Annotated in this window: 26 protein-coding genes; 11 read left to right on the top strand and 15 right to left on the bottom strand. The window is 37.4% G+C overall.

All coding sequences use genetic code 11. The features are described from left to right. Positions 1–135 precede the first annotated feature (135 nt). Positions 136–846, bottom strand: a complete 711-nt coding sequence (locus A3O17_RS01610; RefSeq protein ID WP_064207580.1) for a DUF4396 domain-containing protein — start codon at positions 844–846, stop codon at positions 136–138. A 120-nt stretch (positions 847–966) separates the two neighbouring features. On the opposite strand from A3O17_RS01610, the gene A3O17_RS01605 reads away from it, so the two are divergent. From A3O17_RS01605 to A3O17_RS01590, 4 genes are all read left to right on the top strand, one after another. After that, positions 967–1,338: a cupredoxin domain-containing protein gene (locus A3O17_RS01605; RefSeq protein WP_064207581.1), complete on the top strand. Its 372-nt coding sequence runs from the start codon at positions 967–969 to the stop codon at positions 1,336–1,338. Between the two features lie 16 nt (positions 1,339–1,354). Further along, on the top strand, positions 1,355–1,669 hold the full coding sequence (locus tag A3O17_RS01600) for a cupredoxin domain-containing protein (protein ID WP_180752386.1): 315 nt from the start codon (positions 1,355–1,357) through the stop codon (positions 1,667–1,669). Further along, positions 1,669–3,612 (top strand): copper-translocating P-type ATPase, encoded by a 1,944-nt coding sequence (locus A3O17_RS01595; RefSeq protein WP_081255624.1) that lies wholly within the window; start codon positions 1,669–1,671, stop codon positions 3,610–3,612. Before A3O17_RS01600 ends, A3O17_RS01595 begins: the two co-directional genes overlap by 1 nt. Positions 3,613–3,889: 277 nt before the next feature. Then, on the top strand, positions 3,890–5,071 hold the full coding sequence (locus A3O17_RS01590) for an AEC family transporter (protein WP_064212815.1): 1,182 nt from the start codon (positions 3,890–3,892) through the stop codon (positions 5,069–5,071). 51 nt (positions 5,072–5,122) lie between these two features. Here the strand turns inward: A3O17_RS01590 and A3O17_RS01585 are convergent, their stop codons facing one another. From A3O17_RS01585 to A3O17_RS01560, 6 genes are all read right to left on the bottom strand, one after another. After that, positions 5,123–7,009 (bottom strand): acyltransferase family protein, encoded by a 1,887-nt coding sequence (locus A3O17_RS01585; RefSeq protein WP_064212814.1) that lies wholly within the window; start codon positions 7,007–7,009, stop codon positions 5,123–5,125. A 310-nt stretch (positions 7,010–7,319) separates the two neighbouring features. Continuing rightward, positions 7,320–8,468 (bottom strand): MFS transporter, encoded by a 1,149-nt coding sequence (locus tag A3O17_RS01580; RefSeq protein ID WP_064207585.1) that lies wholly within the window; start codon positions 8,466–8,468, stop codon positions 7,320–7,322. A gap of 537 nt (positions 8,469–9,005) precedes the next feature. Next, a complete protein-coding gene (locus tag A3O17_RS01575; RefSeq protein WP_064212813.1) occupies positions 9,006–10,361 on the bottom strand; it encodes a phage tail tip lysozyme in 1,356 nt (451 codons plus the stop codon). Between the two features lie 126 nt (positions 10,362–10,487). Then, the gene (locus A3O17_RS01570; protein WP_064212812.1) at positions 10,488–11,318 is read right to left on the bottom strand and encodes a LysM peptidoglycan-binding domain-containing protein; all 831 of its coding nucleotides are present in this window, start codon (positions 11,316–11,318) and stop codon (positions 10,488–10,490) included. A gap of 93 nt (positions 11,319–11,411) precedes the next feature. Next, positions 11,412–11,864: an ImmA/IrrE family metallo-endopeptidase gene (locus tag A3O17_RS01565; RefSeq protein ID WP_064212811.1), complete on the bottom strand. Its 453-nt coding sequence runs from the start codon at positions 11,862–11,864 to the stop codon at positions 11,412–11,414. Next, on the bottom strand, positions 11,864–12,223 hold the full coding sequence (locus tag A3O17_RS01560; RefSeq protein ID WP_064207589.1) for a helix-turn-helix domain-containing protein: 360 nt from the start codon (positions 12,221–12,223) through the stop codon (positions 11,864–11,866). The genes A3O17_RS01565 and A3O17_RS01560 overlap by 1 nt, the downstream gene beginning before the upstream one ends. Before the next feature lie 163 nt (positions 12,224–12,386). On the opposite strand from A3O17_RS01560, the gene A3O17_RS01555 reads away from it, so the two are divergent. Continuing rightward, the gene (locus A3O17_RS01555) at positions 12,387–12,728 is read left to right on the top strand and encodes a hypothetical protein (RefSeq protein ID WP_064207590.1); all 342 of its coding nucleotides are present in this window, start codon (positions 12,387–12,389) and stop codon (positions 12,726–12,728) included. A 51-nt stretch (positions 12,729–12,779) separates the two neighbouring features. Here A3O17_RS01555 and A3O17_RS01550 read toward each other — a convergent pair whose 3' ends face one another. Genes A3O17_RS01550 through A3O17_RS01535 form a run of 4 tightly spaced genes read right to left on the bottom strand, consistent with a single transcriptional unit; the run spans position 12,780 to position 16,082 of the window. Continuing rightward, positions 12,780–13,517, bottom strand: a complete 738-nt coding sequence (locus tag A3O17_RS01550; RefSeq protein WP_225354687.1) for a DUF4931 domain-containing protein — start codon at positions 13,515–13,517, stop codon at positions 12,780–12,782. A gap of 42 nt (positions 13,518–13,559) precedes the next feature. Then, the gene (gene galE / locus A3O17_RS01545; RefSeq protein WP_064207592.1) at positions 13,560–14,552 is read right to left on the bottom strand and encodes a UDP-glucose 4-epimerase GalE; all 993 of its coding nucleotides are present in this window, start codon (positions 14,550–14,552) and stop codon (positions 13,560–13,562) included. A 20-nt stretch (positions 14,553–14,572) separates the two neighbouring features. Continuing rightward, complete coding sequence (locus A3O17_RS01540) at positions 14,573–15,127, bottom strand: NAD(P)H-dependent oxidoreductase (protein ID WP_064212810.1); 555 nt, start codon at positions 15,125–15,127, stop codon at positions 14,573–14,575. Then, the gene (locus tag A3O17_RS01535) at positions 15,108–16,082 is read right to left on the bottom strand and encodes an NAD-dependent epimerase/dehydratase family protein (protein WP_064207594.1); all 975 of its coding nucleotides are present in this window, start codon (positions 16,080–16,082) and stop codon (positions 15,108–15,110) included. The genes A3O17_RS01540 and A3O17_RS01535 overlap by 20 nt, the downstream gene beginning before the upstream one ends. A 157-nt stretch (positions 16,083–16,239) precedes the next feature. Between A3O17_RS01535 and A3O17_RS01530 the strand changes: the two genes are divergently transcribed. Continuing rightward, positions 16,240–16,971 (top strand): IclR family transcriptional regulator, encoded by a 732-nt coding sequence (locus A3O17_RS01530; protein ID WP_064207595.1) that lies wholly within the window; start codon positions 16,240–16,242, stop codon positions 16,969–16,971. A 14-nt stretch (positions 16,972–16,985) separates the two neighbouring features. Continuing rightward, positions 16,986–17,360 carry a methylglyoxal synthase gene (locus tag A3O17_RS01525; RefSeq protein ID WP_064212809.1) on the top strand — a complete coding sequence of 125 codons (375 nt, stop codon included), beginning with the start codon at positions 16,986–16,988 and terminating at the stop codon, positions 17,358–17,360. Positions 17,361–17,485: 125 nt separating this feature from the next. Here A3O17_RS01525 and A3O17_RS01520 read toward each other — a convergent pair whose 3' ends face one another. Then, a complete protein-coding gene (locus A3O17_RS01520; protein WP_064212808.1) occupies positions 17,486–18,376 on the bottom strand; it encodes a LysR family transcriptional regulator in 891 nt (296 codons plus the stop codon). 165 nt (positions 18,377–18,541) lie between these two features. Here A3O17_RS01520 and A3O17_RS01515 point away from each other — a divergent pair, with 165 nt between their 5' ends. Further along, positions 18,542–19,486 (top strand): DMT family transporter, encoded by a 945-nt coding sequence (locus A3O17_RS01515; RefSeq protein ID WP_064212807.1) that lies wholly within the window; start codon positions 18,542–18,544, stop codon positions 19,484–19,486. Between the two features lie 2 nt (positions 19,487–19,488). Continuing rightward, on the top strand, positions 19,489–20,499 hold the full coding sequence (gene gap / locus A3O17_RS01510; protein WP_064212806.1) for a type I glyceraldehyde-3-phosphate dehydrogenase: 1,011 nt from the start codon (positions 19,489–19,491) through the stop codon (positions 20,497–20,499). A gap of 68 nt (positions 20,500–20,567) precedes the next feature. Here the strand turns inward: gap and frc are convergent, their stop codons facing one another. Beyond that, complete coding sequence (gene frc, locus A3O17_RS01505) at positions 20,568–21,914, bottom strand: formyl-CoA transferase (RefSeq protein ID WP_064207598.1); 1,347 nt, start codon at positions 21,912–21,914, stop codon at positions 20,568–20,570. Between the two features lie 21 nt (positions 21,915–21,935). After that, positions 21,936–23,618 carry an oxalyl-CoA decarboxylase gene (gene oxc / locus A3O17_RS01500; RefSeq protein ID WP_064207599.1) on the bottom strand — a complete coding sequence of 561 codons (1,683 nt, stop codon included), beginning with the start codon at positions 23,616–23,618 and terminating at the stop codon, positions 21,936–21,938. 556 nt (positions 23,619–24,174) lie between these two features. Between oxc and A3O17_RS01495 the strand changes: the two genes are divergently transcribed. Next, entirely contained in the window at positions 24,175–24,930 is a 756-nt protein-coding gene (locus A3O17_RS01495) for a sulfite exporter TauE/SafE family protein (protein WP_064207600.1), read from the top strand. Positions 24,931–25,016: 86 nt separating this feature from the next. Then, positions 25,017–25,919, top strand: coding sequence for a sulfite exporter TauE/SafE family protein (locus tag A3O17_RS01490; protein ID WP_098040390.1), 903 nt, complete (start codon positions 25,017–25,019; stop codon positions 25,917–25,919). A gap of 40 nt (positions 25,920–25,959) precedes the next feature. Here the strand turns inward: A3O17_RS01490 and A3O17_RS01485 are convergent, their stop codons facing one another. Further along, on the bottom strand, positions 25,960–26,397 hold the full coding sequence (locus A3O17_RS01485) for a hypothetical protein (RefSeq protein ID WP_064207602.1): 438 nt from the start codon (positions 26,395–26,397) through the stop codon (positions 25,960–25,962). Between the last annotated feature and the right edge of the window lie 64 nt (positions 26,398–26,461).

Here is a 26,461-nt window from a genome sequence, read left to right as displayed (position 1 = left end):
ATTGTATTTTTCTCTTAAATCAAAAAGAAGCATCAACTGCGTAACAACAGTTAATGCTTCTCCTAAAAGTTCTTCACCAATACGATTTGACAAAGAGCCAAAGATTGCAACGTTTGTGTTGCAATCTTTTTTGATTTACATTCCCTTTTTAATTCCCAATTTCACCAACAACCAATTCATCGGGTATGCCGTTACAAACCCGCATGCCATTCCAATTGCCATCATTAACCAAAATGCAGGCATTACCGGTGTGAAATGTAAATGCAAGCCAAAGTTGATAATTGCTGACCAGCCGTACATGCCGACTTGCCAGGCTGTGAGTGACCAGAAATCGATCTTAAATGCTTGAAACAGTTTATACCCAACTGAACCATCCATCATTGGTGCAATTGCTGCATATTGGAATAAAACGCCGATAATCAATGCTAAAACATAATCAAAGAGCCATTCGCCAAATAACTTTTGGTTCAAAATGCTAAAACTTAATAAATAATAAAAAATCCATGAACCAACTAAATCTGATAAACTGCATCCGGCACCACAGTGAAGCGCGTCCACCACGATTCCTTGCCAAAACTTATCATATTTGTGATCATCCATTGGCATTTTCATTGATGCATCCATCTTCATCGATTTCATCGGCATTGACATCTTCATTTTGCGATGTTTTCCGAGAGTAAAATAGGCCCACAAAATTAACGGCCCACCCCACAACGCATTAATTGGCCAAACCGCATCCATAATCTTCATTGCTTGCGGATGACGAATTACATCAATCAAAATGATGACCGCTGATAAAATTCCAATCACGATCCATCCAATTGCAATTTGATTTAATAACTTCATTTATCTCACCTTCCATTTTCTATTATAGTCAGTTGACAGGCGGAATCACGATATTTGTTTACATTTGTAAACGACAATGCTATAATGAATTTGAAATCATAAAGAAAGGACTGACTTAAGATGATTAACGCAATCGTTTTTGGTCTCGCCGTCGCATTGATCAGTTTCATTTGTTACTGGTTTTTCGGTAACCATCATGAACAAGCCGGCAATTCAACTATTCAGAATAATGAACAGCATGCTACGGTTGTTGTAAAAGGCGGTTATTCACCAAGTACCCTCATTCTGAAACAGGGAGTGCCTGCCAAGGTCAACTTTGACATGCAAGATTCAACCGCTTGTTTAGCCCACGTTGTTTTTGAAAAACTGGGGGTTGATAAGGACTTAACAAAACAAAAAATTACAACGGTCGAAATTCCAACCGATCAAAAAGGCGAAATTGACTACGCCTGCGGCATGGACATGTTCCATGGCAAGATCATCATTAAGTAAGGAAAGGAAAATCATTATGGGATTAAAAGACTTATTTCACAAGAAAAATCAAGCAACAATGAAGGATGGCAACCAAGTTATTAAAGTCAACGTTGCCAATGGTTATGAACCTGAAGTCGTTGAATTCAAACAAGGCACTCCAGCTAAAATCATTTTTAACCGTTCAAACGATTCAGCTTGCCTTGCCCGCGTTCAATCTGATGAAATGCAATTCAACACCGACCTTCCTTTGAACCAAGACGTTGAAGTTGCAATCAATACGGATCAAAAAGGCGAATTCAACTATGCATGCGGAATGAATATGTTCCACGGAAAGGTTGTTATCAAATGATGAAGCTTTCAAATCTGCAACGATTTTGGATCTCCTTCATTTTAGCAATCCCAATGCTGATCCAAATGCTAGCAATTCCGTTTCATTGGCAAATGCCGGGTTACCGCTGGATTGCATTTGGGACGACAACAATCATTATGCTGATTGCGGCCATTTCATATTGGAAAAGCGCATGGGCCGCTTTTAAGCACCATAACTCCAATATGAATACCCTCGTCGCTGTCGGAACGACCGTTGCGTACTTTTATTCGATCTTTGCCCTTTTCACGGGGCGCGATGTCTACTTTGAAAGTGCCGCGTACGTTACGATTTTTGTTCTGCTTGGTGATGCAATGGAAGAACGCATGCATAATAATGCCTCGAACGCCCTGGGCAAATTATTGAAACTTCAGGTTAAACAGGCTGAGGTTTTGAAAGATGGAAAGTATGTTGATGTTCCGCTTGATCAGGTCAAAGTTGGCGACACCATTCGCGTTCGTCCTGGACAAAAAATCGCTGTTGACGGTGTCATTACAAAAGGCTCAACGACCGTCGATGAATCAATGATCACCGGCGAAAGCATGCCCGTTGAAAAAACGGTCGGCGATCCGGTTGTGGGTTCAACGATCAATAACAACGGTTCAATTTTGTTCAAAGCAACTAAGGTCGGAAAAGATACGATGCTTTCTCAAATCGTTGAGATGGTTAAAAAGGCTCAAACCAGTCACGCACCGATTCAAAATTTAACTGATAAGATCGCGGGAATCTTTGTTCCAGCTGTTTTGATCATCGCCATCATCACGTTTACCGTTTGGTTCGTCTTCTTCCATGCAACGGCTGTTCAGGCAATGCTGTTTGCCGTTTCGGTCGTTGTAATTGCGTGTCCATGTGCGCTTGGCCTTGCTACCCCAACTGCACTAATGGTAGGAACTGCCCGGGCAGCAAAGATGGGGATCCTGATCAAAAATGGTGAAGCGTTGGAGGAAGCCAATGGCCTTCAAACCATCGTCTTTGATAAAACCGGAACCATTACCAACGGAAAACCGATCGTCACCGATCTTATTGGTGATCCGCAGCAGGTGCTTCCAATTGCCGGGAGTTTGGAAGAAAATTCTGAGCATCCGCTTGCCCACGCAATCATGACCAAGGTGAAAGAAAGCCAAATCAAATTTCCTTCCGCTCAAAACTTTAAGGATCTGCGGGGAAAAGGAGTTCAAGCCTTGGTTAACGGCCAACCTGCCTTTATTGGAAACGCCAAACTGGCAACTGACTGTCAGATTTCTGCCGAGTTGCAAAAGCAAATGATTGCTCTTCAAAATGAAGCCAAAACCGTCGTTTTAGTTGGAATCGCCGACCAGGTAATCGGCCTCATTGCAATTCAGGATACCCCGAAACCGACATCGGCTGAAGCGATTGCGAAGTTAAAAGCGCGAGGGCTAAAAACCGTTATGTTAACGGGTGATAACCGAAATGTTGCCCAGGCAATTGCTGACCAGGTCGGAATCGATCAGGTGATTGCCGAAGTCCTTCCGGGTGAAAAAGCAGCCCAGATCAAAAAGATTCAACAATCGACATCGGGAAAGGTCGCTTTCATTGGCGACGGTGTCAACGATGCGCCCGCTCTTTCAACTGCTGATATCGGAATTGCAATGGGTTCTGGTACAGATATCGCAATTGAGTCCGGAGAGATTGTGCTTGTTCAAAATGATCTGCGCGAAGTTGTTTGTGCCCTTGATGTTTCAAAAAAAACATTTAACCGAATCAAACTTAATCTATTTTGGGCATTGATTTACAACGTGATTGGAATTCCAATTGCTGCCGGTCTGTTTGCTCACTTGGGGCTTGAACTTAGTCCAGAGTTGGCCGGCCTGGCAATGGCCTTTTCATCCGTCACGGTCGTCAGCTCATCGTTGTTGCTTAACAAGGCTAAAATTGAAGACGATCCGCAATTAAGAAAAGAATAATGGAAAGAAGGTGTGATGAATAAGCGTCACACCTTCTCTTTTTATCCATATAATTAAATACCCATATTCTTGACGCGATAATTGCTTTCTAACCGGTCAATATAATGGAATTATCAGGCAGACGATGTAACCTAATTATAGGAGCTCTAAATGAAAACGTTTATCTCATTGATAATAAAGGCCTGTTATCATGATCATCTTGATTGATGTTGCAGAAACGTTTAACTAAGGTGGAATGATCGATCATCCACCTTTGATATCCGAAGGGAGCGATAATATGTTCACAATTATCAAGAACGATATTATCCCAATCCTGGTTATCATGATTCTTGGTTACATTTGCGGAAAATTCCATGTTTTCGATGATGACCAGCGGCAGGGATTAAATAAGCTTGTTCTTAATATTGCTCTTCCTGCAGCTTTATTCATTTCAATTGTTAAAGCAACCCGCAAAATTTTTGCTAAAGATATTGTCTTAACTTTGATCTCGATTGTCGGAGTTACAGGATTATTTATGTTGAGTTACTACTTAGACAAGGTAATGTTTCACCGGACAACGCAAGAAGCGGCCGTTTGTGCGTTGATTGCGGGATCACCAACGATCGGATTCTTAGGGTTTGCTGTCCTTGATCCAATTTACGGAAATAACGTTTCAACAAACCTGGTCATTGGGATCGTTTCAATCGTCGTCAATGCCATTACAATTCCGATTGGATTAGCATTGATCAATCACGGCCAGGCTAAGATTCGGGCGAAAGTTGCAAAGTCGAAATCGAAAAATACGACTACCCAACTTGACAAACCGGATAAAATTAAAAAGCCTGAATTAGCACGCGACGTTGATGTTAAGTCCATTCCTGATGAAGTTCCAATTACCGATGCCGAAGCCAAAGCCCTGCGCGAAAAAGGTGCCAAACGGGAAATCGACTTGATCCGGGCAGAATATGAATACACCAAACTGGAAGAAAAGGATAAAACTCCTTCAGTATGGGATTCAGTCATCAATGCGATCAAACAACCGGTTGCGGCTGCGCCATTGATCGCGGTGATTTTAGTCTTGATCGGGATTCACATTCCAAATTCATGGGCCCCGACATTTAACTTGATCGCCAAAGCCAACTCAGGGGTTGCGGTGCTTGCAGCCGGGTTGGCATTATCGACCGTTAAATTCTCGATTGATAAAGAAGCCCTCTGGAATACATTTTTCCGGCTTTTCTTGACCCCGGCAATTATCGTTGCTGCTGCATACTTGTTCGGAATGGGATCAAATCCAAATCAAATCTCAATGCTTTGTTTAGCAGTTGGATTACCACCGGCTTTTTCCGGAATTATTATTTCAAGCCGGTACAATATTTACGTTAAGGAAGGGGCAAGTTCCGTTGCAATTTCAACGGTCGGGTTTGCCGTTTCATGTATCTTCTGGATTTGGGCATTACCGTTGATTGCTCATATCCTTTAGAATCTAAATTAAAAAAGGCAGATTGCATATTCAATGCAATCTGTCTTTTTTCTAATGATCATAATATTCCAAAATACTCTTCAAAACAAAGTTACCATAGAACTTCAACCCATATTCATTCGGGTGAACGTTATCTGCATAGAACCAATCTGGATGGTTATTTGAATAACCGTACCAGTCAATGACATGCAAGTTATGGTATTGCTTTTGAGCTTGATTTAACGTGTTATTAACGTCGTTTTGCCACGGTTTCGTTGGGACGTGGACATTTAACCAGAAGACCGTCCGTTGCGGCCCTAAGATGCTCATAATTTGATTTAGGGTATCTTGAGAAATCGTCCCGTTTGTTCCAAGACTGACCAAAACGGTATTCGCTAATTGGTGATTAGCATCCATTTGCTTCAAGACCGCTGGTGCTGCACTTGCTTGGCGACCAACCTGCGCATTGATGATCATCTTCGGAAATTCACCCTGCAACGTTGCCGATGCATCAGCCATTACCGAATCACCAATTCCGCTGATTTGAAGATTGCTTGCAAAGGCCTTTCCCTTATCCGTTACATTGCCATTTTTCACTAAAACATCCTTGTTGGAGGCCTTCGTTGGCTTTTGTTCACTGGTATATTTAATATGCTTATTCCGGTCCGCAACCTTCTTTTGGTTGGCCGCGATTTGATGTTGCAGTTCAGACCGATCCTTTTGGAAAACTCCGTTCGTTTCCGGTTTACAGAAAAATGTTCCGTAAAACGCAATTCCGAAAATTACTGTTCCAGCCGCAATCACAAGGTCGTTCAGCAGTTGCTTCTTCTTGAATCCTAAGTTTTGCTTTAAAGCGGTGAATGTCTTCTTAAAATTGAACCGCCGCAATGGAACTTCAATTAACCGGTAAGACAGATCGCTAATCACTAAAATAATTGCGATTTCAATCAATGCATTCAGCACCGGGTGACTGCCCACCTTAACCTTAGCTTCATAAAAGACCATTACCGGATATTGATAAATATAAATCCCATAACTGCGTTTTCCAAGCCAAGTAAAGACCTTATTCGTTAATACGCGGTTTAAATCGGCTCCCGGGTGCGCAACGATTCCAACCAAAATCATCGAAACGATTGAGAAAAGAAACATCCCGCCGCGGTAAACAAATGTCCCCTCTCCATTCATCAGGAAGAACATTACAATGACGGCAATTAACGCTCCAATTCCCAACACGTCAAGGGTGACGCGGTGCGACTTATCGAGATCCTTTTTCAACCGGGTACTTGGCCAAATACATGCAAGGCCAACCCCCATCAGGATTGAGAACATCCGCGTGTCGGTTCCGTAGTACACCCGTGAAGGATCATTTCCCGGGTGATATAAAGCGGCCATTAAAATTGCCGAAAGAATCGCAACGCCAAAAACGCCAAAACCAATCTTCAAATAATTCTTTTTATTATGTAAAAGTCGTAAGAACAGCACTAAGACAACCGGCCAAATTAAATAAAACTGACCTTCAATTGATAATGACCATAAATGCGTCCACGGTGATTGCGCGCCAAAATTATTGAAGTATGATTGATGGTGCACAATTTCAACCCAGTTATAAACGTATGTTAAGTTGGCCAGAATCGTGGTTTTAATTCCCTTTAATAATGATCGTTGGAACAGGGTAATATAAGCGGTTGTTCCTAAAACCATCGTTACCAAGCCGGGATATAGCCGGTGAATCCGCCGGCTATAAAAGTCTTTAATGCTGATCCTGTCAGATTGTTCCCATTCTTGAAGAAGCAGGTCGGTAATCAAGTATCCTGATAATACAAAGAAGATGGGCACCCCTAAAAAGCCGCCCTTCAAACTTCCAGGTAAAATGTGATACAGAATAACCGCAACAACTGCAAGGGTCCGAATTCCGTCAAATCCAGTAATATACCTGCTTTTTTTCAGCCGTTTCTCCATTGCAAAATACTCCGCTCTATCCTTAGTAATACCTGTTAAATTATACTCCCTTTTAACTAAATTGTTGATACTGAAAAGGCGCAAAATTAATTTACTTGCATAAAAAAATCTCTGCTTGGCATTGATATGCCCCCCAATCTTGGACAAAATAAATCCAAGATTGGGGGGTTTTTATACGTTTTTCAAAACAAGACAAAACCAGTAATCTATAAAACAACATTAAAGTGTTGCGTTTGGATTGACAATTTCAAGTAAACAAAAAAGCTTAAACCATTAGTAACCAGCTAACAATTTAAACTTCTTAGAATAACTAATCTTTTACATTCTTACTCATATTCTTTTTTAAAAGAAAGATTCCTAAAAGAAAGACTATCAATATAGTTATTACCATGTAATTAAATATATTTATTTTCTGAATAACAAATCCACCTGCAATTGAATTTACAAGTGATACACCATCAACTGCCATCGTTTGCAAAGCAGTATACTGGTGGATCTTTTCTGGCACGCTCGATTGCATATTATAAAGTACAAAAAGACCTAAAATCGATAATACGAGTCGAATCAAAAAGATTGTTATAATAAAACAACACACATTATGGATCACTGAAGGAATAGTAAACAGCACCAAAATACTAGTAAATGACCAAATTAATACTTTATTTTGACTAAGATTTTCGATTTCAATAATGTTTTTGGACATCAGGCTTCCCAACAAATCAGCAATACTTAGTATAAAAACAAGTGCTGCATAGCCCACACTAACGTTTTTCGATATTTTGCCAATATACATAATTCCGTAAGCGTCGACAAATGATCTAAAAACATTCAATACTGAGAAAGCTAAAATCATTGTTGTTATTTTTCCAAAATGAAAATCTTTCAGTTCTAACGATCCTGTATTCTCTGCTGAAGATTTACAATGTGTAGTTTCAATTCTAACAGTTTCAAAAAGCGAAACTATTGTAAAGAAAATATCTAACCCTAAAACGAATTTATTAGAAACAAACCGATGCAGAAGCAAATAAGATGGAATGACTAATAAGCGACTTATATTAGAAAATGCTTTAAGCTGACGGTTAAACTTTAGAAGTCCCTCTTTATCTTGGACTATATCCACGGTTACTCTTTGGAAAGATAGATTACTTCCAATCGCAAAAACTTGTTCCAAGAATACACAAATTAGTGCAACCCATACATTACTCGTAAGAACAATTCCTATTAAGACAACAACTCTTAATAGGTCAAACATAATCAAAGATGTACGGTCATTTAGCCTATTAATAATATTTGATAATTTTTTACTGACCAAAATTCCCGGTAAAGTGTAGGAGGCTGATAATATTCCCATCATGATCGGGTTTCTCGACATTGTATAAATAATAACAACAATCACAAAATAATAAAACCAGTCTCCCGTATCGTTAAATACGCGTGACGCTAATAGCCTTTTACTCATTTATCTCTCTTTTCTACTAAAAAAAGTGTATGGTTAAGTTCTCTTTTTTCCCCTACTTGTTCAACCTTTATAACATTAAAACCACAATCTTTTAACATAGAAGATAATTCTTCTTGTGTATAATAATTAACCCCTGCTCCATATTCTTCTTTCTTTGAATGTTCTAATGTACTAAATTCAGTAGTATCTCGATCTAAAGTAAAATCAACAATAACCGCCCTTTTATTTTGTCAATATAACCATGTTTAGTATCCCACGTATTTGCTAAAGAGTTAAAAGTAGAAATCGACTCATCATAATTCATAATAAATACCTCTTTTTAAATTTTTTGTGCTTTTTACACAAAAACAATTATAATTCCCGAATTAAAATTAATCAACTTCTTAATTTTATACGTATATTCATCTGGGCATTTCTCGTTTGAATACAAAATAACTCAATTTATTAATCGGTTAAACAAACCTATTTACTTAATAAAAAAATAAACGGCTTCGTCATAAAACGAAGTCGTTTAAAGATACTTGTTAGAAACCTAGACTAAACTTGAAGAACTTCACCAACATAGATCTTATTCGGATCTGAGATGTTATTCCAGTTACACAAATCTTGAACTGTTACACCATATTCTGCTGCAATTCCACTTAATGTATCACCACTTTGTACAGTATATGTTTGGCGATTTGTAGTCGGTGAACTGGTATTGCCACTTACTTGTAATACTTCACCAACATAAATCTTATTTGGATCTGAAATATTATTCCAGTTACACAAGTCTTGAACTGTTACACCAAATTTTGCTGCAATTCCACTTAATGTATCACCACTTTGTACAGTGTATGTTTGAGCATTTGATGATGTTGAAGTTGACGATGTTGAGCCAGTGTTGCCACTTACTCGAAGAACTTCACCAACATAAATATAATTAGGGTTAGAAATGTTATTCCAATCACAAAGTTCTTGGACAGTAACTCCAAACTTTTGGGCAATACCACTAAGAGTATCACCACTTTGTACAGTGTATGTCGTGGGATTTGATGAACTAGAATTTGAAGATGTAGAACCACCACTCAGCTTTAATACTTCGCCCACATAAATATAGTTTGGATTAGAAATATTATTCCAATCACAAAGTTCTTGAACCGTTACACCAAATCGTGCTGCAATTCCACTTAACGTATCACCACTTTGAACTGTATACGTCTGAGGAGCGGAATTAGATGATTGATTTGAACTTGGACCAGTTAAATTCAATACTTCGCCCACATAAATCTTGTTCGGATCTGAAATATTATCCCAATTACATAAGTCTTGAACCGTTACACCAAATCGTGCTGCAATTCCACTTAATGTGTCACCACTTTGTACAGTGTATGTTTTAGGATTAGAGCTTCCCCCATTCCCATTAGAAGGGGCTGGTGATACGTTTGACGGATTTCCATTAAAGTATCCGTAAAAGTATTCAGCTGCTGCTTCACGTTTAGGGGCTGAGCTGTAATTAGCTGGTCTCTCATAGTTGTGAACCCAAACATCTGCTAAATAGCTTGGACTCGCTGTACTATGCATAAATTCTGTGGCACTTAATGGATATGCGTATGTTGAATAATACTGGCCACCGTTAACGAGTTGTGATTCAATCAAATCACATTGAGTATCTACTGCGTATGGATTCTTTCCGTTTTGAGAGCTCCAATTAAGTAATTCTGTACCAGGAGTCCATTGAACCAAGCCAATTCCATAACTTGAATTTCCCGGAACTTCCCATGCTGATGGGTCCAAGGCAGATTCACCATACATATTACCAATAAGTCCACAAATGGCTTGAAGTGTCCAACCTTGATTAATGAAATATTCCTTTACCTGTTCTGCAACTTGAATTTCTGAATTTGTATACATAACTATCATCCTTTCAAAAAATATCTTTATCAGCTGACAGTTATATAGTATTTAAAATTCATTGATACAGTGTCCCAACCTCTAACAAAAAAGATCTAGCAGCTGACTGCTAGATCTCATCTTTTTTTACCATTGTCCATTATCTGGTGTAATTGTTCCGTTTGGATAAACAATATATGTGTTAATTAGTCCACCATCTGTAGAATCTGGATCATTCTTCAAATAGTTTCTTACAACAAAGTAACCGTTAGAATCATTATTACTTACATTTGAATTTCCAGACCATTTATATTGTGGGCTGTTAACGCCACCAGTTGCCATGCATGCCCAACGCCAATTACCATTATTTGTACCATATTTATTGATTGCAACTTGAATAGCTTGTTCTGGGGTCTGAACCTCATTGTTATTATTAGTTGTTGCTTGAACTGATGATACATTGACCTGTTGAGAGCTACTTTTAGCCTGTAACATTGACGAAGCTTCACTTTGCTTTTGACTCTTATTTGAAGAAAGATCACTCTTTTTAGCTTTCTTTTCACTCTTAGTCAAATTGGTATTTTTAACACTTTGGCCAAATGATTTATTTTTGTCTAACTTATCTTTTGTTGTTAAAGTCTTTTTTACTGCGACACCCTCTGGATTAGTTACAGTAAACTCTGCCTTTTCTCCATGGTCGTAAATGTGCAAGTGTAAAATAGTACCAATTTGTAATTCATATGGGTTGTTGATCCCATTCATCTCTTCGATAACATTTGGCTTAATATTATAGTGCATTCCAATTGCCCATACTGTGTCTCCTGAACGTACAGTATACGTTCCATTTTTGTTTAATTCAGCGATTTCGCTCGGAGTATTAGCATGCCAATCACTAGCCATAACTCCTGTAGTAGTCATTCCTGATACAAGTAAGGTACCTAATACTACTGAATTAAGAAAGATATTATTTTTCTTCATCTATCTCATCCCCTAAAGATTAACTAAGTAAAGTAATATATCCTTTACGACCTAATCATAGTTCAAATGAAATCAAATGGCACAAAAACTTATTTATTTTTTCTTAATCGTTTTCAAATCAATCAAACATTCGTTAAAAAAATAAAAATACTTCTCAGGAATATGATAAAAGCTCATAAAATTACAAATATTAAACCCATCAATATTTAATATATGATAATAATTCCTTAGCAAAAGAAAGAGAGCTCCCTTATTTGCTCTTGCTTCCGTCTTTAAAGTACTTACCCTTTCGTTTTCTAATAAATACGAAGAGCCACTATCTAATAATGCATGAATTAATTCATGAGCTATCACAAATTTTTTGAACATTTCATTCATATTCCGATTGATAAAAATATATTGTGATGTAGGTTCTGTAAACCCTTGAATATGATTTGGTAACTCACTTTCTACCACTTTACAGTCAAAGTCTTTGGCTAACTGCAATGGATCAGTAACATCTTCATCTAAGTTCTCAAAAATCTCATTTAATGATCGATATTTCACTAATCATCACTTTCTCCTGTATAGCCTCTATCTTTGAGCCTTTCTTGTCCTTCCGTTGATTCTAAAACTCCTTTTAATATATTTTGAATAATCTTACGATCTCTATCGCTTAATGCCTTATCTTTCATATACAATTGATTAGCATTTAAAATTGGCTCAATATTTACTTTATTTTCTTCACCTTTCAATAAATAGTCAGTTGTCACGCCCAATATAGAAGCTACTTTTGATAGCTTTTTTATTGATGGTGTTTTATTTTTCCAACTATAAATTGTACCTGCTCCTAGCCCTGCCTTATCGGCTAATTCGTATAACGAATACCCTTTTTCCTTTGCCGTTTTCTTTAATCTTTCGAACATCCTTCTTCATCCTTTTTATACTAAAGTAATTATTTATTATTAAATTCTGATATTTTAATATCAAAAATAGTTGAATTATTTTTTCTTTTCGTGTATATTTTATAATAAAATATAAGTTTTGAAAACCAATTTAATATTATTTTATCAAAAAGAAGGAACAACTATGTCTTTAAATAGTAATCAATTAATTGATTTGGGAGAAACATTACTAAAGGATTACAAATACTCCGTTATTCTTTACAAAAATTCATCTACCATTATTTTTAGTTCAAATTACAAAGTAAAAGACTCCAACATTAAAAATATATTCTTTAAAACTGTTGAAGAAGCATTTAATTCATTGGATACCTTGAGCCGGAAGATTTTATACCTACAGTTCTTCAAACATAAGACATCTACCTTTATCGCAAGCACTCTTTTTATCGGTAGAAGTACAGTTTATCGATTACGTGATAAAGCACTTATAAAAATTGCAACAGAATATGCCAAGATTTTTGTACATTAAGTAAGAGGAACACTCATTAACCAATAAGATTAATAAGTGCTCCTCTTTCATTTAATTACTGTTTTTAAGATAATCTTCTCTAATTTCACTTTCAATTTTAGACAAGCTATCCATATCTAAACACTGAGATAATTGATATCCCACATAATATTGTGAAACTACAAATCGTGGTATAACTTTACAAAAATAATCATCATTTAATTTATAAAAGAATACGTTATAATCACTACAAAGTCCGTTGTAATAGTCTTTAAGAATATATTTAACGCTGATTTTTATTAATTCTGCAACCCTTGGCAATTGCTGATCATTCTTCCACTTAACATTCAATTCCAACAAACCCATAATAGGTTTAGTCGATACATTCAGTTCTATTCCTTTCTCATGAGTAACCTGTAGTCCTTCAAAATATTCATAGCTAATCTTTGAAAAAACATTAATATCTTTAAAACCTACAATTTGCATATGTGGATGAGATTGCGTTCCTCCTGACAAATGGCCATGATTTCTATAAAGGACAACACTTTTAAACTTATCGGAATCCATAATTCTCTTCCAAAATTGGACAGCTAATTCCAGTATTTTGGTCCACTCGCTTATGCTATAGGACGGAATATCTGTATCATGCTTAGAAGACTCTATCAAAACTAATTGAACAGTATTTTCTAAAGTCGAAAATTTATTTTTTAATAAAACTAAACCATCTTTTTGATAGTAAATATTTTCAAGACTTTCTACTTTACAAAAAGGACATTCATCACTCAACTGTTTGGTTTTACTGCTACCAATATTAAAATTAAATGTTGCTACATCAATAATACGATCTTCCTCCTAAGCATTGTAACCATTTGGATGTTTTTGATGCCATGTCCAAGCTGTCTGAATAATATCATGAACATTTTCATATTGCGGCTTCCATCCAAGAACTTCACGGGCCTTTGTGCTATCTGCAACCAAAATATCCGGATCCCCTCCGCGACGTGGTGAAATGACCGTTGGGATATCCATTCCAGTTACCTTCTTGGCTTCCTCTAAAATTTCCTTAACTGAAAATCCAGTACTTGACCCCAAATTAAACGCTGCACTTTCATTACCTTCTTCAAGATATTTCATCGCTAAGATATGAGCATCTGCTAAATCCAAAATATGAACATAATCTCTAATATTTGTTCCGTCAGGAGTATTGTAATCATCCCCATAAATATGGAACATGTCTTGTTTTCCAAGTGCAACTTTTAAAATATTAGGAATCAAATGAGTTTCATTATCGTGAGCCTCTCCAATTATACCTTTAGGATGTGCTCCTGCCGCATTGAAGTAACGCAATGCCACATACTTAATATTTGTTGCGTTACTTACCCACTTCATAATCTTTTCCATCATGAGCTTGCTATCGCCATATGGATTAATTGGATCTTTACGATCACTTTCTAAAATTGGTGTTCTTTCTGGGTTTCCATATACCGCCGCAGTTGTTGAGAAAATAATTTTGTCTACATGATGTTTATCCATTTCTTCAAGTAAATTAATAACTCCAATTAAGTTATTATCAAAATACTTCAGCGGATTTTTTACTGATTCAGGGACGATTGAATAAGCGTCCATATGAATAACCGTATCTACATTTTCTTTACTAAAGACCTTATCCATAAAGTCTTTATCCCGAGTGTCTCCTTGATAAAACCGTGCTTTTTTATCAATTGCTTCCACATGGCCAGTTGATAAATTATCAACAACAACCACATCATATCCTTTTTCTAAAAGCCGATAAACCATATGTGAACCAATATAGCCTGCTCCACCTGCTACCATTACTGTTTTCATTGCTAAATTACCTCCACCTACTAAAGATTATGCTTTTTTACAAAAGTTTTTATTTCATTAATATACTCATCAACTTTAAGATTCTTGATAACATCATGAAATGAAAGTGTTCGTCTATTCTCATCAAAGGGTTTAAAACCACAATATTTGAAAGCACAGTACATTGGGAAAAGTACATCATCGACATCTTTTCCGCCAAAGAATTCCTTTTCATCATTGAATGCATATTTAGGTGCGTTCCATGTCGTAGACAATAAATACTTTGTGCCGTTCATCAATCCATTTTGACCGTATCGTTTGCCTGAACCATAAAATTCGTAGAATCCGAAAACATCATCCATATATAGTTTTAGTTTCCCAGGGACTTGGAACCAATAAATTGGAAATTGAATAATTACTAGATCAGCCCATAAAAATTTATTCTGTTCTTGTACTCGATCGTAAGATTCAACCCACGAAATTTGAACATCGTTCTTTTGTCTTAGTTCATTTAAATATGTATCAAATAATGTTTTAGTTAAAATTCCATTACTATCAACATGTTTTTCATATCCATTAATTATTAAAATTTTCATAGTCGTTTCCTCCCTTTTCATTGACATATTTCCAATATTTTCTTAAGCCCATTTCAACGCTATATTTCGGCTTATATCCTAATTTGCATAACTTACTAGTATCTGCATATGAATACTTAATATCACCCTTTCTACTTTCTAAATACTTAATATCAAGCTTTTTACCAGCAATATCTTCATATATTGAAATCATATCTTTAAGACTTGTTTTCATTCCCGTTGCAACATTATATGTTCCGTGGGTATTACTTGCATTGTCGCTTCTTGTTAACAACAATAATGCATCTATAATGTCATCAATATAGGTAAAGTCCCGGACTTGTTCACCATCGCCGTAAAGATTGAATGTCTTTCCTTCCCGAATGCAATCCGTAATAATTGAGATTACTCCTGAATATGGTGAAGATGGATTTTGCTTTGGGCCGAAGATATTGAAGAACCGCACTGCAACGGTTGGAAGATCATATAAGTTGCCATAGTCGATCATGTAACGTTCTGAAGCAAACTTATCGATTGCGTATGGCGTCAATGGTTTGATCCGTGATAATTCTGTCTTTGGAAGTTGTGGATCATCACCGTAAACCGCTGCTGAAGATGCAAATAAGATCTTCTTTACCGGTAATTTACGCTTCCGAATAATTTCTAATAAGAAAACATTTGCTTCTTGATTTACCTGGTGGGTTTCGTATGGCCGTGCAACTGAATCGGCAACACTGGCAACCCCGGCAAACAAGTAAATGTAGTCAAATTTGTTCTTTACTAATAAGTGTTCCATGAATTCCTTATTTGTAATTGATTCTTCGTAGAATGTTACTAAATCTGAATCCGGAATGTTTTCAACTAACCCCATTGATAAATCATCAACGATCGTAACTTTGTCCCCTTGTGCTACTAACCGATCTGCAAGGTTTGACCCTACAAAACCTGCACCACCTGTGATTAATACATTACTCATGTTAAAAGTCCTCCAAAATTTTATTTTTTCGTGTAAAAGACTAATCCATAAAATAAGACAAGACAAAAAAACGCATGATATTTCACATATTGAAACATCACACGAAAATTTTGATTTTGACTTAAATTGATATATTATCTCCAATGAGGTGAACTACATGGATTATATTTCCAGAACTCTTGCTAAGGGGCTTGATGTGTTATTACTTTTAGCTGATAAAGACGGGCTTTCTTTAGCTGAAATTTCTAACAAAACCGGTATAAGTAAAACTACTGCCTTTAGACTGTTATATACACTATGCGAGTATGAATTAATATGTAAATCTGATAATAAATACTACATGAATTGTGCTTATAATCTTCTTCAACCTGACAACAAGATATTAGATTGGTCTGTAATTCCTTACATAAAACCATTAGTGGAAGAATTTAACCTGTCAGCATATATTGGTATTCCTACAGGTGAATACATCACTTACTCTCAAATAATTCCGAGAAAAGACCACCCGGAGGACTACGCTATTCTTGGCGAGAAGCGGCCTTTAAATACCAACGCAATGGGTAAATGTGCATTGGCTTGCCTCGAAATTGATGAATTACTTAATCTACTACGCAAAATCCATTTGAAAAAGAATACTCCCAGTTCAATAACTGATATGAATGCTTTCATAAACAGTCTTCAAATCATTCATGATCAAGGATATGCTATTGATGATGAGGAAACACAAGAAGGTAAACGATGCGTAGGGGTACCAATAATTGTAAAAAACAAATGTATTGCAACATTGGGAATGTCTGGCACTACAAATGAATTAAAGCGTTCGATGATTAAAAATCTTGCCTATAAAATGAAAGCGACATCGTCAATAATTAGCAATCGATTATTTTAACAAAGGAGAGAATTATGAAGTTAGCTTTAGTTGCTCATAATAATAAAAAAGAAGAAATTTTATCGATAGTTGACAAATATAAAGAATTGCTTGAGCAATGTACTCTTTTTTCAACAAGACAAACCGGGGAAATGATTGAGAATAAATTCCATATCAAAGTCAATAAGGTAAAAAGTGGTCCTACTGGCGGTGATATTGAAATCGCCAACATGGTAGTTGATCAAAAATTAGATGTCTTAATCTTTTTGATAGATCCATTAAGTAGTCACTGCCATGAAAATGATATTCAGTCTTTAGTACGGCTATCAATACTAGATAATGTCGTTCTTGCAACTAACTATGCCACGGCATGTACTGTTTTAGATTTTTTAAGCAAGCATTTAAATTAAAAAGTAATTATAACTTTAGTCCTGTATCATCTTACAATTTTGCTGAATTCCTAACTGCTCACTAAACAGTTAGGCTTTTATTTTTTACAGTTTGTGTAACCTATTTTTACTCACAATATTCAATTTTAACCATCAAGTTTATTAACAATTTGTTTTAATGAAACTTTCTTATTGGAAAATACTGAAACCTTTCTTTGAAAAGCAATATCTAATTCTCTGGTTTCAAGGATATTCTCATCATCCTTGATTTTATTGACTGCTAGTGATTTAGGCAAAATAGTGACATAATCAGAGTTTTTAATAAGCGAGATTATTGATTCACTATAATTCACCTCGTAAATTGGTGGTAATTTTAATTTTAGTTCTTTATAAATCTGAGCAATCCGATTATGAATTGGACAATATTTCGGATATAACAGCAGTTGATATTTCTGCAAATCTTTTGCTGAAATCTTTTCTTTTCTTAAATTAAACAAATTCTGATTATTTTTTGAATAGACAATATAATACGGTTCTTCATATAAAACTTCTTCGTCATAATCACATGTAAGAGCATTTTTAAATTGTGAATCCATCAAAATAACATCCAGATCTCCATTATTAAATGGATCTATTAAATCTGAAATCTTATTAGTAAGAACAACTTCTTTAACAGTACTCAAAGCATTAATGAAAAAATTAGGATATTTGAAAGATGAAATACTATCGAGTGAACCAATCCTTAATGAATTAAAAGAATTATAATCTTGTTCATTCTTTAGATAATGCAATGAATCAAATTCACGAATTATCTTTTTCGCCTTTTGATAAAAGATCTCTCCCTCTGAAGTGAGTGATACTCCCTTTGATGATCGAATTAATAATTTTTGTCCCAAATATTCTTCTAGTTGTTTGATTTTCTTACTGATTGCTGGCTGTGATAGTAATAATACATCACTACTTTTGTTAATACTCTTCAGTTCACTCACAGTAACGAACACATATAGTAAATCAATATTTATAGAATCAAACAACATCTTCACTCCCTTTACATATAACGGCTCATTATAACAGGTATTATATATTGATTATTCCCGTAGGTAAATAATTGGCTTAATCTAAAACCGTTGAAAGGAAGAGGCGATGCTTATGAACTGAATTTTTCAAATTCATAAAAAATTATTAATTAGTGAGGTAAAGAGATGAAAAGAAAAGGAATTTTAGGTTTATTAATGTGTCTAATTGCCGTTTTGTCCTGGGGTGGAATGTTTCCTATTATGGAACCTGCTTTAAAAATCATGGATCCATTTTATTTTACGTTATTCCGTTATGGATCAGTGGCAATTATCTTCGCAATTTTATTGTTCTTTATTGAAGGACCAAAGGCATTTAATCCTGAAGGTCATTTCAAAAAACTATGGCTTCTTGGAACATCAGCATTTGCTGGATTCAGTTTCTTAGTGTTCCTCGGACAAAAAATTGCTGGGCCATCTGGATCAATCATTGCATCAGTAATGATGGCAATTCAGCCACTTCTTGGAGTATTAGTTGCGTGGGTTTGGCGAAAGCAAAAACCAACAAAATTTTCATTACTCTCAATGGTAGTTGCTATCATCGGTGTATTCATGGTTGTAACTAAAGGACATATTTCGGCACTTTTCGGCGGTAACAACACCTTTTCAGCAACCCTCTTAATCTTACTAGGGGCATTATGCTGGGTAATTTACACTTCCGGAGTTCCAGATTTTTCTGGTTGGTCAATTTTGCGCTATACAGCGTTAACAACTATTTACGGCATGATTTCTGTATGCGTAATTATTGCCGTTGCAACCATGGCAGGCTGGCTAAAAATGCCAACAATGCATGCAATCCAAGGCGTTAGCGGCACTTTAGTATACATGGTACTTCTTGCAGGCGTAATCGCCGTATTTGCATGGAACTTTGGTAATCGAATTGTTGGACCAATCAATGGAATCCTCTTCATGAACCTGGTTCCAGTAACTTCTTTTGTAATTACCGTGATTGGCGGTTATCATATTTCAGCATTCGAATTGGTAGGGTGCTTACTTGTAATCATCGCATTAATTGCAAATAACTTATATAACAGATACAAATCAAACAAAAAACAACAAGTGGAGGCTGATTAATTATGACAGTAAAAATTGGTATTAATGGTTTTGGAAGAATTGGACGTTTAGCTTTACGGAGAATTTTAAGTTTAAAGGATACTGAATTAGAAGTTGTCGCAATCAACGACTTATGTGCTCCACAACAATTAGCACATTTATTCAAGTATGATACAATTCATGGCACATTTGATGGCAAAGTAAGTGCAGATGATAAAGCACTTTACATCAATGGAAAACAAATTAACGTATACGCCTTCCCTGACGCTAAAGAAATTCCTTGGGTAAAGAACGATGACGTTGACATTGTTCTCGAATGCTCTGGATTCTATACTTCAGGTGAAAAAGCTCAAGCACATATTGAAGCAGGTGCTAAGAAGGTCTTAATCTCTGCCCCTGCTGGTAAAATCAAGACCGTTGTTTACAATGTTAACCACGATATCTTAAAAAAAGATGACCAAATCGTTTCAGCTGGATCATGCACAACTAATAGTCTTGCCCCATTAGCATATGCTTTGAACCAAGAATTTGGAATTAAAGCCGGAACCATGACAACTGTTCACGCATATACAGCTACTCAAAAAATTCAAGACGGTCCTAATAAGGATGTCCGTTCGGCCCGTGCAGCTGCTGAAAATACAATCCCTCATTCAACAGGAGCTGCTAAAGCAATCGGCTTAGTAATTCCTGAATTAGATGGTAAATTAAAAGGTCATGCTCAACGGGTCCCAGTAATTGACGGATCAATCACCGAATTAGTTACTGTTTTAAATAAAAAGGTAACTGAAGAAGAAGTTAATGAAGCCCTTAAAAAACACACTGAAAATAACCCATCATTTGGTTACAATGATGATTCAATCGTTTCATCAGATGTAATTGATACAACCTTTGGTGGAATCTTTGATCCTACTCAAACAGAAATTACAACCGTTGATGATTTACAACTCGTTAAAACCGTTTCATGGTATGACAACGAATATGGCTTTGTATCACAAATGATTCGAACATTAACAGTTCTTTCAGAATTAATCTAATAATTTAATGAATAAAAATAGCCCTCCCAGTAAAAATACCGGGAGGGTTACTCTATATTATTCACCTTTTATTTACCTTTAATAACCTCACGCCGTGGGTTCTTTGGCTTTTGAGCAGGGATGATTGTTCCGTCTTTTTCAAGACCTTTGATTTGATCTTCAGTGTAACCTAAGTCACTTAAGATTTCGTTGTTGTTTTCACCCAAATCAGGGGCGCGCTTGTAATCTGGCTTGTAGTTTGACATCGTGAATGGCATTCCCAATGTCTTGAACTTGCCGCGGTTACCACCTTGGTCGATCGTAACGATCGTTCCGTCTTCGTTCAATTCAGGATCATTTTCCAATTCATACCAGTCAAGAATTGGACCAACTGGAATGCCGGCTGCACCTAACTTCTCAGTTAATTCATACTTGTCGTATTGCTTTGTGTATGATTCAATCAATGGATAAATTTCCTTCTTGTGTAATTGACGGTGTTGCCAATCCTTGAAGCGTTCATCCTTGATCCATTCTGGGTGACCCATTGTGTTGGCAATTGCTTCCCAACTCTTGTTTGAGTTTTGGATAACAATGTAAACGTAAGCGTTTGGATCATTTTCCCAACCTTTAGCCTTGTACGTCCAGCCGATAACTTCGCCACCTTCTGTGTTTTCAGCACGTGGAATAGCTTTGCCCCACTTGAAGTCTGGGTAAACAGCGTAGTGCGGCAATGCTCCTAAATTATCAAGCATGACTTGGTCACGCAACTTGATTCGGCAAAGATCCATAACGGCGTTTTGCATTGATTGGTATACATAAACGCCTTCGCCAGTGTGTTCACGTTGGAACAATGCGGCTAAAATTCCGATCGTAATGTGCATTCCTGAGTTGGTATCACCCAAAGCTCCGGCTGACTGCGTTGGAACATTAAAGCCGTCTTCGTTCCATCCAGTTGTTGAAGCAGCCCCACCGGCTGATTGAGCAACTGGTTCGTAAGCCTTAACGTTTTCAAACCGTGATCCTTGGTTGAATCCCTTTAATGAAGCCATGATCAGCCGTGGATTCATTTTGTGAACATCGTCCCAACCGAAACCTGCTCTTTCAGCAGCACCCGGTTTAACGTTTTCGATGAAGACATCGGCCTTCTTCAAAAGGTCTTCCATAATCTTGTGACCTTCATCAGTTTTAATGTTCAAGGTCAATGATTTCTTGTTAGCATTTAATTGCAAGAAGTACATTCCCCATGAATCCTTGATATCCAATAATTGATTCCGGGTTGGATCCCCGCCGATATCTGGCCGTTCGATCTTAATAACATCAGCCCCTAACCAGGCTAATAATTGAGTACATGATGGTCCTGATTGAACTTGAGTCCAGTCAACAACCTTAATTCCCTTTAATGGTGCGTATTCTGATGTTTTCTTTTCTTCAGTCATTTTAATTCCTCTTTTCGCTTTTTAGTGTTTGATTCCCAACTTCGGATTCAGGTTGCCAATATGCCCTGATTCTTTTCCTAAAGCAGGATCAATAACGGCATTGATAATTGCTGGTTTGCCAGCATCAAATGCTTCATTCAAGGCTTTATCTAATTCTTCAGGAGTCGTTACGTTATATGCTAATCCGCCAAAGGCTTCAGCCAGCTTGTCGTACCGGCCTTTGGCATCCAACGTGATCGGGGCCGGATCACTGCCTGCCGGATCCTTTTCAGCACCGTTGTAAATTCCGCCATTATTGAAGACCACGATCGTAATTGGGAGATGCAACCGGCAAATCGTTTCAATTTCCATTCCATCAAATCCAAATGCGCTATCGCCTTCAACGCAAACAACTTTCTTGCCCGTTTCAATGGCAGTTCCAATTGCATATCCTAAGCCGACACCCATGACACCCCAGGTACCAGTATCAAGCCGGTGACGCGGTTTAAAGATGTCAATGACGTTCCGTCCAATATCAAGGGTATTCGCTCCTTCACTTACAAGGTAAGTATCTGGGTTCTTCTTGATCAGCTCTTTAATTGGAGCAAGTGCGCCATAATAGCCCATTGGTGACCGTGGCGTTGTTAACCGCTTTTGCATCTTGGCAAAGTTTTCGTCTTTCTTCGCCTTCAATGCATCCAGCCAATCTTGTGGAGCCTTAATTCCAGCTTTCTTAACTGCTGGTGTTAATTCATTGAAGACGGACTTCATATCACCGACTAATGGAGCAGCAATCTTCTTGTTTGAGTCGATTTCATTTGCATCAACATCAATTTGAATCAACTTAGCGTCCGGATTGAACTTTTCACCGTGTGAAAGCATCCAATTCAGCCGGGCCCCAACTAACATGATCGCATCGGCATCGCTAAATGAAAGTGACCGGGCAGCTGCAACACATGATTCATGATCATCCGGCAATAAGCCCTTTGCCATTGACATTGGCAAATACGGAATCTTGGTTGTTTCAATGAAATCGCGGACTTCATTTTCAGCATGGGCAATTGAAGCCCCCTTGCCAAGAATGATCAATGGTTTCTTGGCATTCTTCAAAACTTCAACTGCCTTATCAACGGCTTCAACTGATGGCCGTTGTTGCGGTGCGGGGTCGTCTTCTTTGATCAAGGTGCCTTCAGGGTCAATGTTTTCATCTAACAAAGCCCCGATCGTGTCAGCTGGTAAATCAAGGTAAACTCCACCCGGACGGCCTGAAACTGCTGACCGGATTGCCCGGGCAACTGCTAATCCCATATCTTCTGGACGATCGACCCGGTATGCAGCCTTACAGAATGGCTTGGCAATGTTATATTGATCCAAGCCTTCATAATCGCCACGGTTCAAATCAATGATGTGGCGTTCAGATGAACCTGAGATCATAATTACCGGGAAGCAATTCTTCGTTGCTTCGCCTAATGCAACCAATCCATTCAAGAATCCGGGAGCTGAAACCGTCAATGCTAAGCCGGGCTTTCCTGTTAAAAATCCGGAAGCCGCAGCCGCATTTACTGCTGAATCTTCACGACGGAACCCAAAATACCGCATCCCACTGCGTTGCATCATCCGTGCTAAATCAGTTACTGGAATTCCAACAACACCATAAACATTTTTTAAGTCGTTTTTCTTCAGTGCTTCAATTAATAATTCCGCACCTGTAACTTGTTCACTCATTCATGTTTCCTCCAATCTGTTGATTTCCTTGATGAATAATCATTTATCATCAAAGCCCCCTTTCAAGCGGGCTATTGAAGAGCAACTTGCGTTAGTTTTCAAATAACTCTCTTCAACTTTTAATATAGTTCCATTGTCTTTAAAGCGTTCACAAAAACACTTGAAAAATTTTGAATTTTCCTTAAAAACACTGATATTAACCGATTAAGCGTGATTGCAAAGAATCTTTGTTTGAAACCCCTTTCGAAAAATCATAGACTTGAGGTGGTTGGTCATTTGGGAGTTTGACTAACCACCTCAATTTCGCTTTACACAGGTATACGAATTTCCATCCTATTAGTTGGAATACGTCCTTCGTATTCGAGGCTTATTTTGTTTCGGCCTTACTATCAGTTGATAGTAAGGTTTTTTTGATTTTAATTATCCAAATATAAAAAGTTCATAAAATTAACCGAAAATTCATAGATTAAAACTCGGTTGCAAATGTTTCATTTCGACTACATTAGTAAACTTTTATCAAAGTTACTCCTATAATAAAGACCAAGGAGGTAATCGCATGCATATTGGATTACTTATTTTGTGCGGTTTTCTAATTGGTTTTATCTTAATCTTTCTTGGAATGGGAGCCGCCCTTTACATTGGATGTCTCATCACAATTTTCCATCTCAGCGCCAAAACGGCGGCAGCAAGTGCGCTCGTCGTTACGCTTCCTGCATTGATCATTGGGACCCTGATCAATCATCGAACCCATACGATTGATTATCACCGTGGAAATTTCCTTTTAAAGTGGGCGTTATTGGGAACGATCGGTGGCAGTTTGATCGTTCCATTTACCAATCATGATCTTTATCAATTGATCATTAGTGTTATTTTAATTATTCTGGCATCCACAATTTTATGGAATTCAATTTCACATTCTCGTAAAAAGAAATCTTCAAAATTAACTGCAAAATATTTTCCTCCATTTGCCAGCATTATCAGCGGTGTCATGGTCGGATTAGCTGGAATGTCAGGTGGCGGTCCATTAGTTGCTGGAATGCTGCTGCTTGATGCTCCGGTTGCCCAAGCAGCCGCAACGTCTTCATATATCCGAATTTGGACAACTCTTTTAGGAGTGGGGCTTCATTGGCATACAATGACGATCGCTTGGCATCCGGTTCTCTTCATGGCCCTTGGCACAGCTTTAGGGGCTGCATGTGCGCCGTTAATGATGCGGCTGATCGGTCAGCGCAACCGGAATTTTATTTCCCGGGTAATGAAACCATTGATTGCGATTATTCTTTTATATATGGGAATTAAACCATTTATTTAAAAGCAATGAATTTTTTGTCATAATTCGCACAAGCTATTTTTGGAGTGCTAAACTAAAATCATAAATATTTTGAGGAGCAACGAATCGTGGTAAAAATAATTATTGGAATTTTAATTTTGTGTATTCTTTACCTGGCCTTGGTTATCATTCGGCAGGTCAAGCGAAATCATGAGAAGTTTAATTTGAAAGACAATCTTTTAGGAATGGGGATTGCTGGAATTGCCGATTTTGGAGATACCCTCGGAATTGGGAGTTTCATCACAACGACAACGATGTTTCAGATGACCCATTATTTAAAAGATGAACGGGACTTACCTGGCACACTGAACATTGCCCATGGAATTCCAACAATTGTTGAAGCCCTCTTTTTTGTAACGGCTGTTCCCGTTCAACCGTTGACCTTGATTTCAATGGTACTTGCATCAGTAATTGGGGCGACGATCGGGAGTTTCTTGGTTGTTAAAATGAGCTCCGTGATCGTCCAACGGTTTATGGCAATTGCCCTTGTAATCACCTCATTATTGATGGTTGCAAATAAAATGGGGTGGATCAACATTTTGGCTGTTGGAAATAATGCGGACGGATTACATGGTTGGGCCCTTGTAATTGGAGTAATCGGGAACTTCATTCTTGGCGGGTTAATGGCTGCCGGCGTTGGGCTGTATGCCCCATGTATGGTGATGATCTACTTGCTTGGATTAAAACCAATCGCGGCATTTCCAATCATGATGCTTTCATGTGCATTATTGATGCCGTTCACAAGCTTTAGTTTCGTTAAAAGTAACCGTTTCTCAACGCGGGGAATCTTCGGATTTGTCATCGGTGGGGTGATTGGCGTTATCATTGCTGCAACCCTTGTTAAATCAATGTCGTTCACCGTTCTTAGTTGGTTGATCGTCATTGTAAGTATCCTCACCGCCATTTCATTATGGAGCAGTTCAATTCGAGCAAAAAAAGAATCAAGTTATGATCAAGAAAATGTTGAATAATGACTAATAAAGCGGACGTCGTAAAACGTCCGCTTTATTGTTATTCATCATCCGGATCAAACTTGTGAGCTTCAACAAGGATTTTCTTGGCCTTTTCAAGGTAATCCTTTTCAGCTAAAAATGCTTTAACCTCGTAGCCTTCTGATCCTTTCAACTCTTCAAGTTTTTTATCCAGTTCTGCAAATTCTTCACGAAGATGGTCGATCACTCCTTCTTCGTCTTCAACGTAAACATAATGGTTTTCAGTTGAGTCTTTATGCCCTTCATCCTCGTGAACCATGATCTTAATTTCATCCTTATCGACTTTGACTGCGTGTTTCAAAATCGATTTGATGTCCTTGATCGTTTCGTGTTGAGCTGTCCGATGCTTCTTTTCATCAACCCCATCTTCAATCTTGGTGAGGTGGTTTTCAGCATCCATAATCTTCTTTGAAATCCGACCTAATGCTTTTAATTGTCTTTTGGCATAATCCATAATAATCTCTCCTTACTTTTTATTTTGAGGCCCTTGAACCCTCTATCCATAAAGTAAGGCGATTGTC

The organism is Ligilactobacillus aviarius, from assembly GCF_001654615.1.
Taxonomy (GTDB): domain Bacteria; phylum Bacillota; class Bacilli; order Lactobacillales; family Lactobacillaceae; genus Ligilactobacillus; species Ligilactobacillus aviarius_B.
Note: the sequence above shows the minus strand (reverse complement) of the source record. Positions and strands in the feature narration are given on the sequence as shown.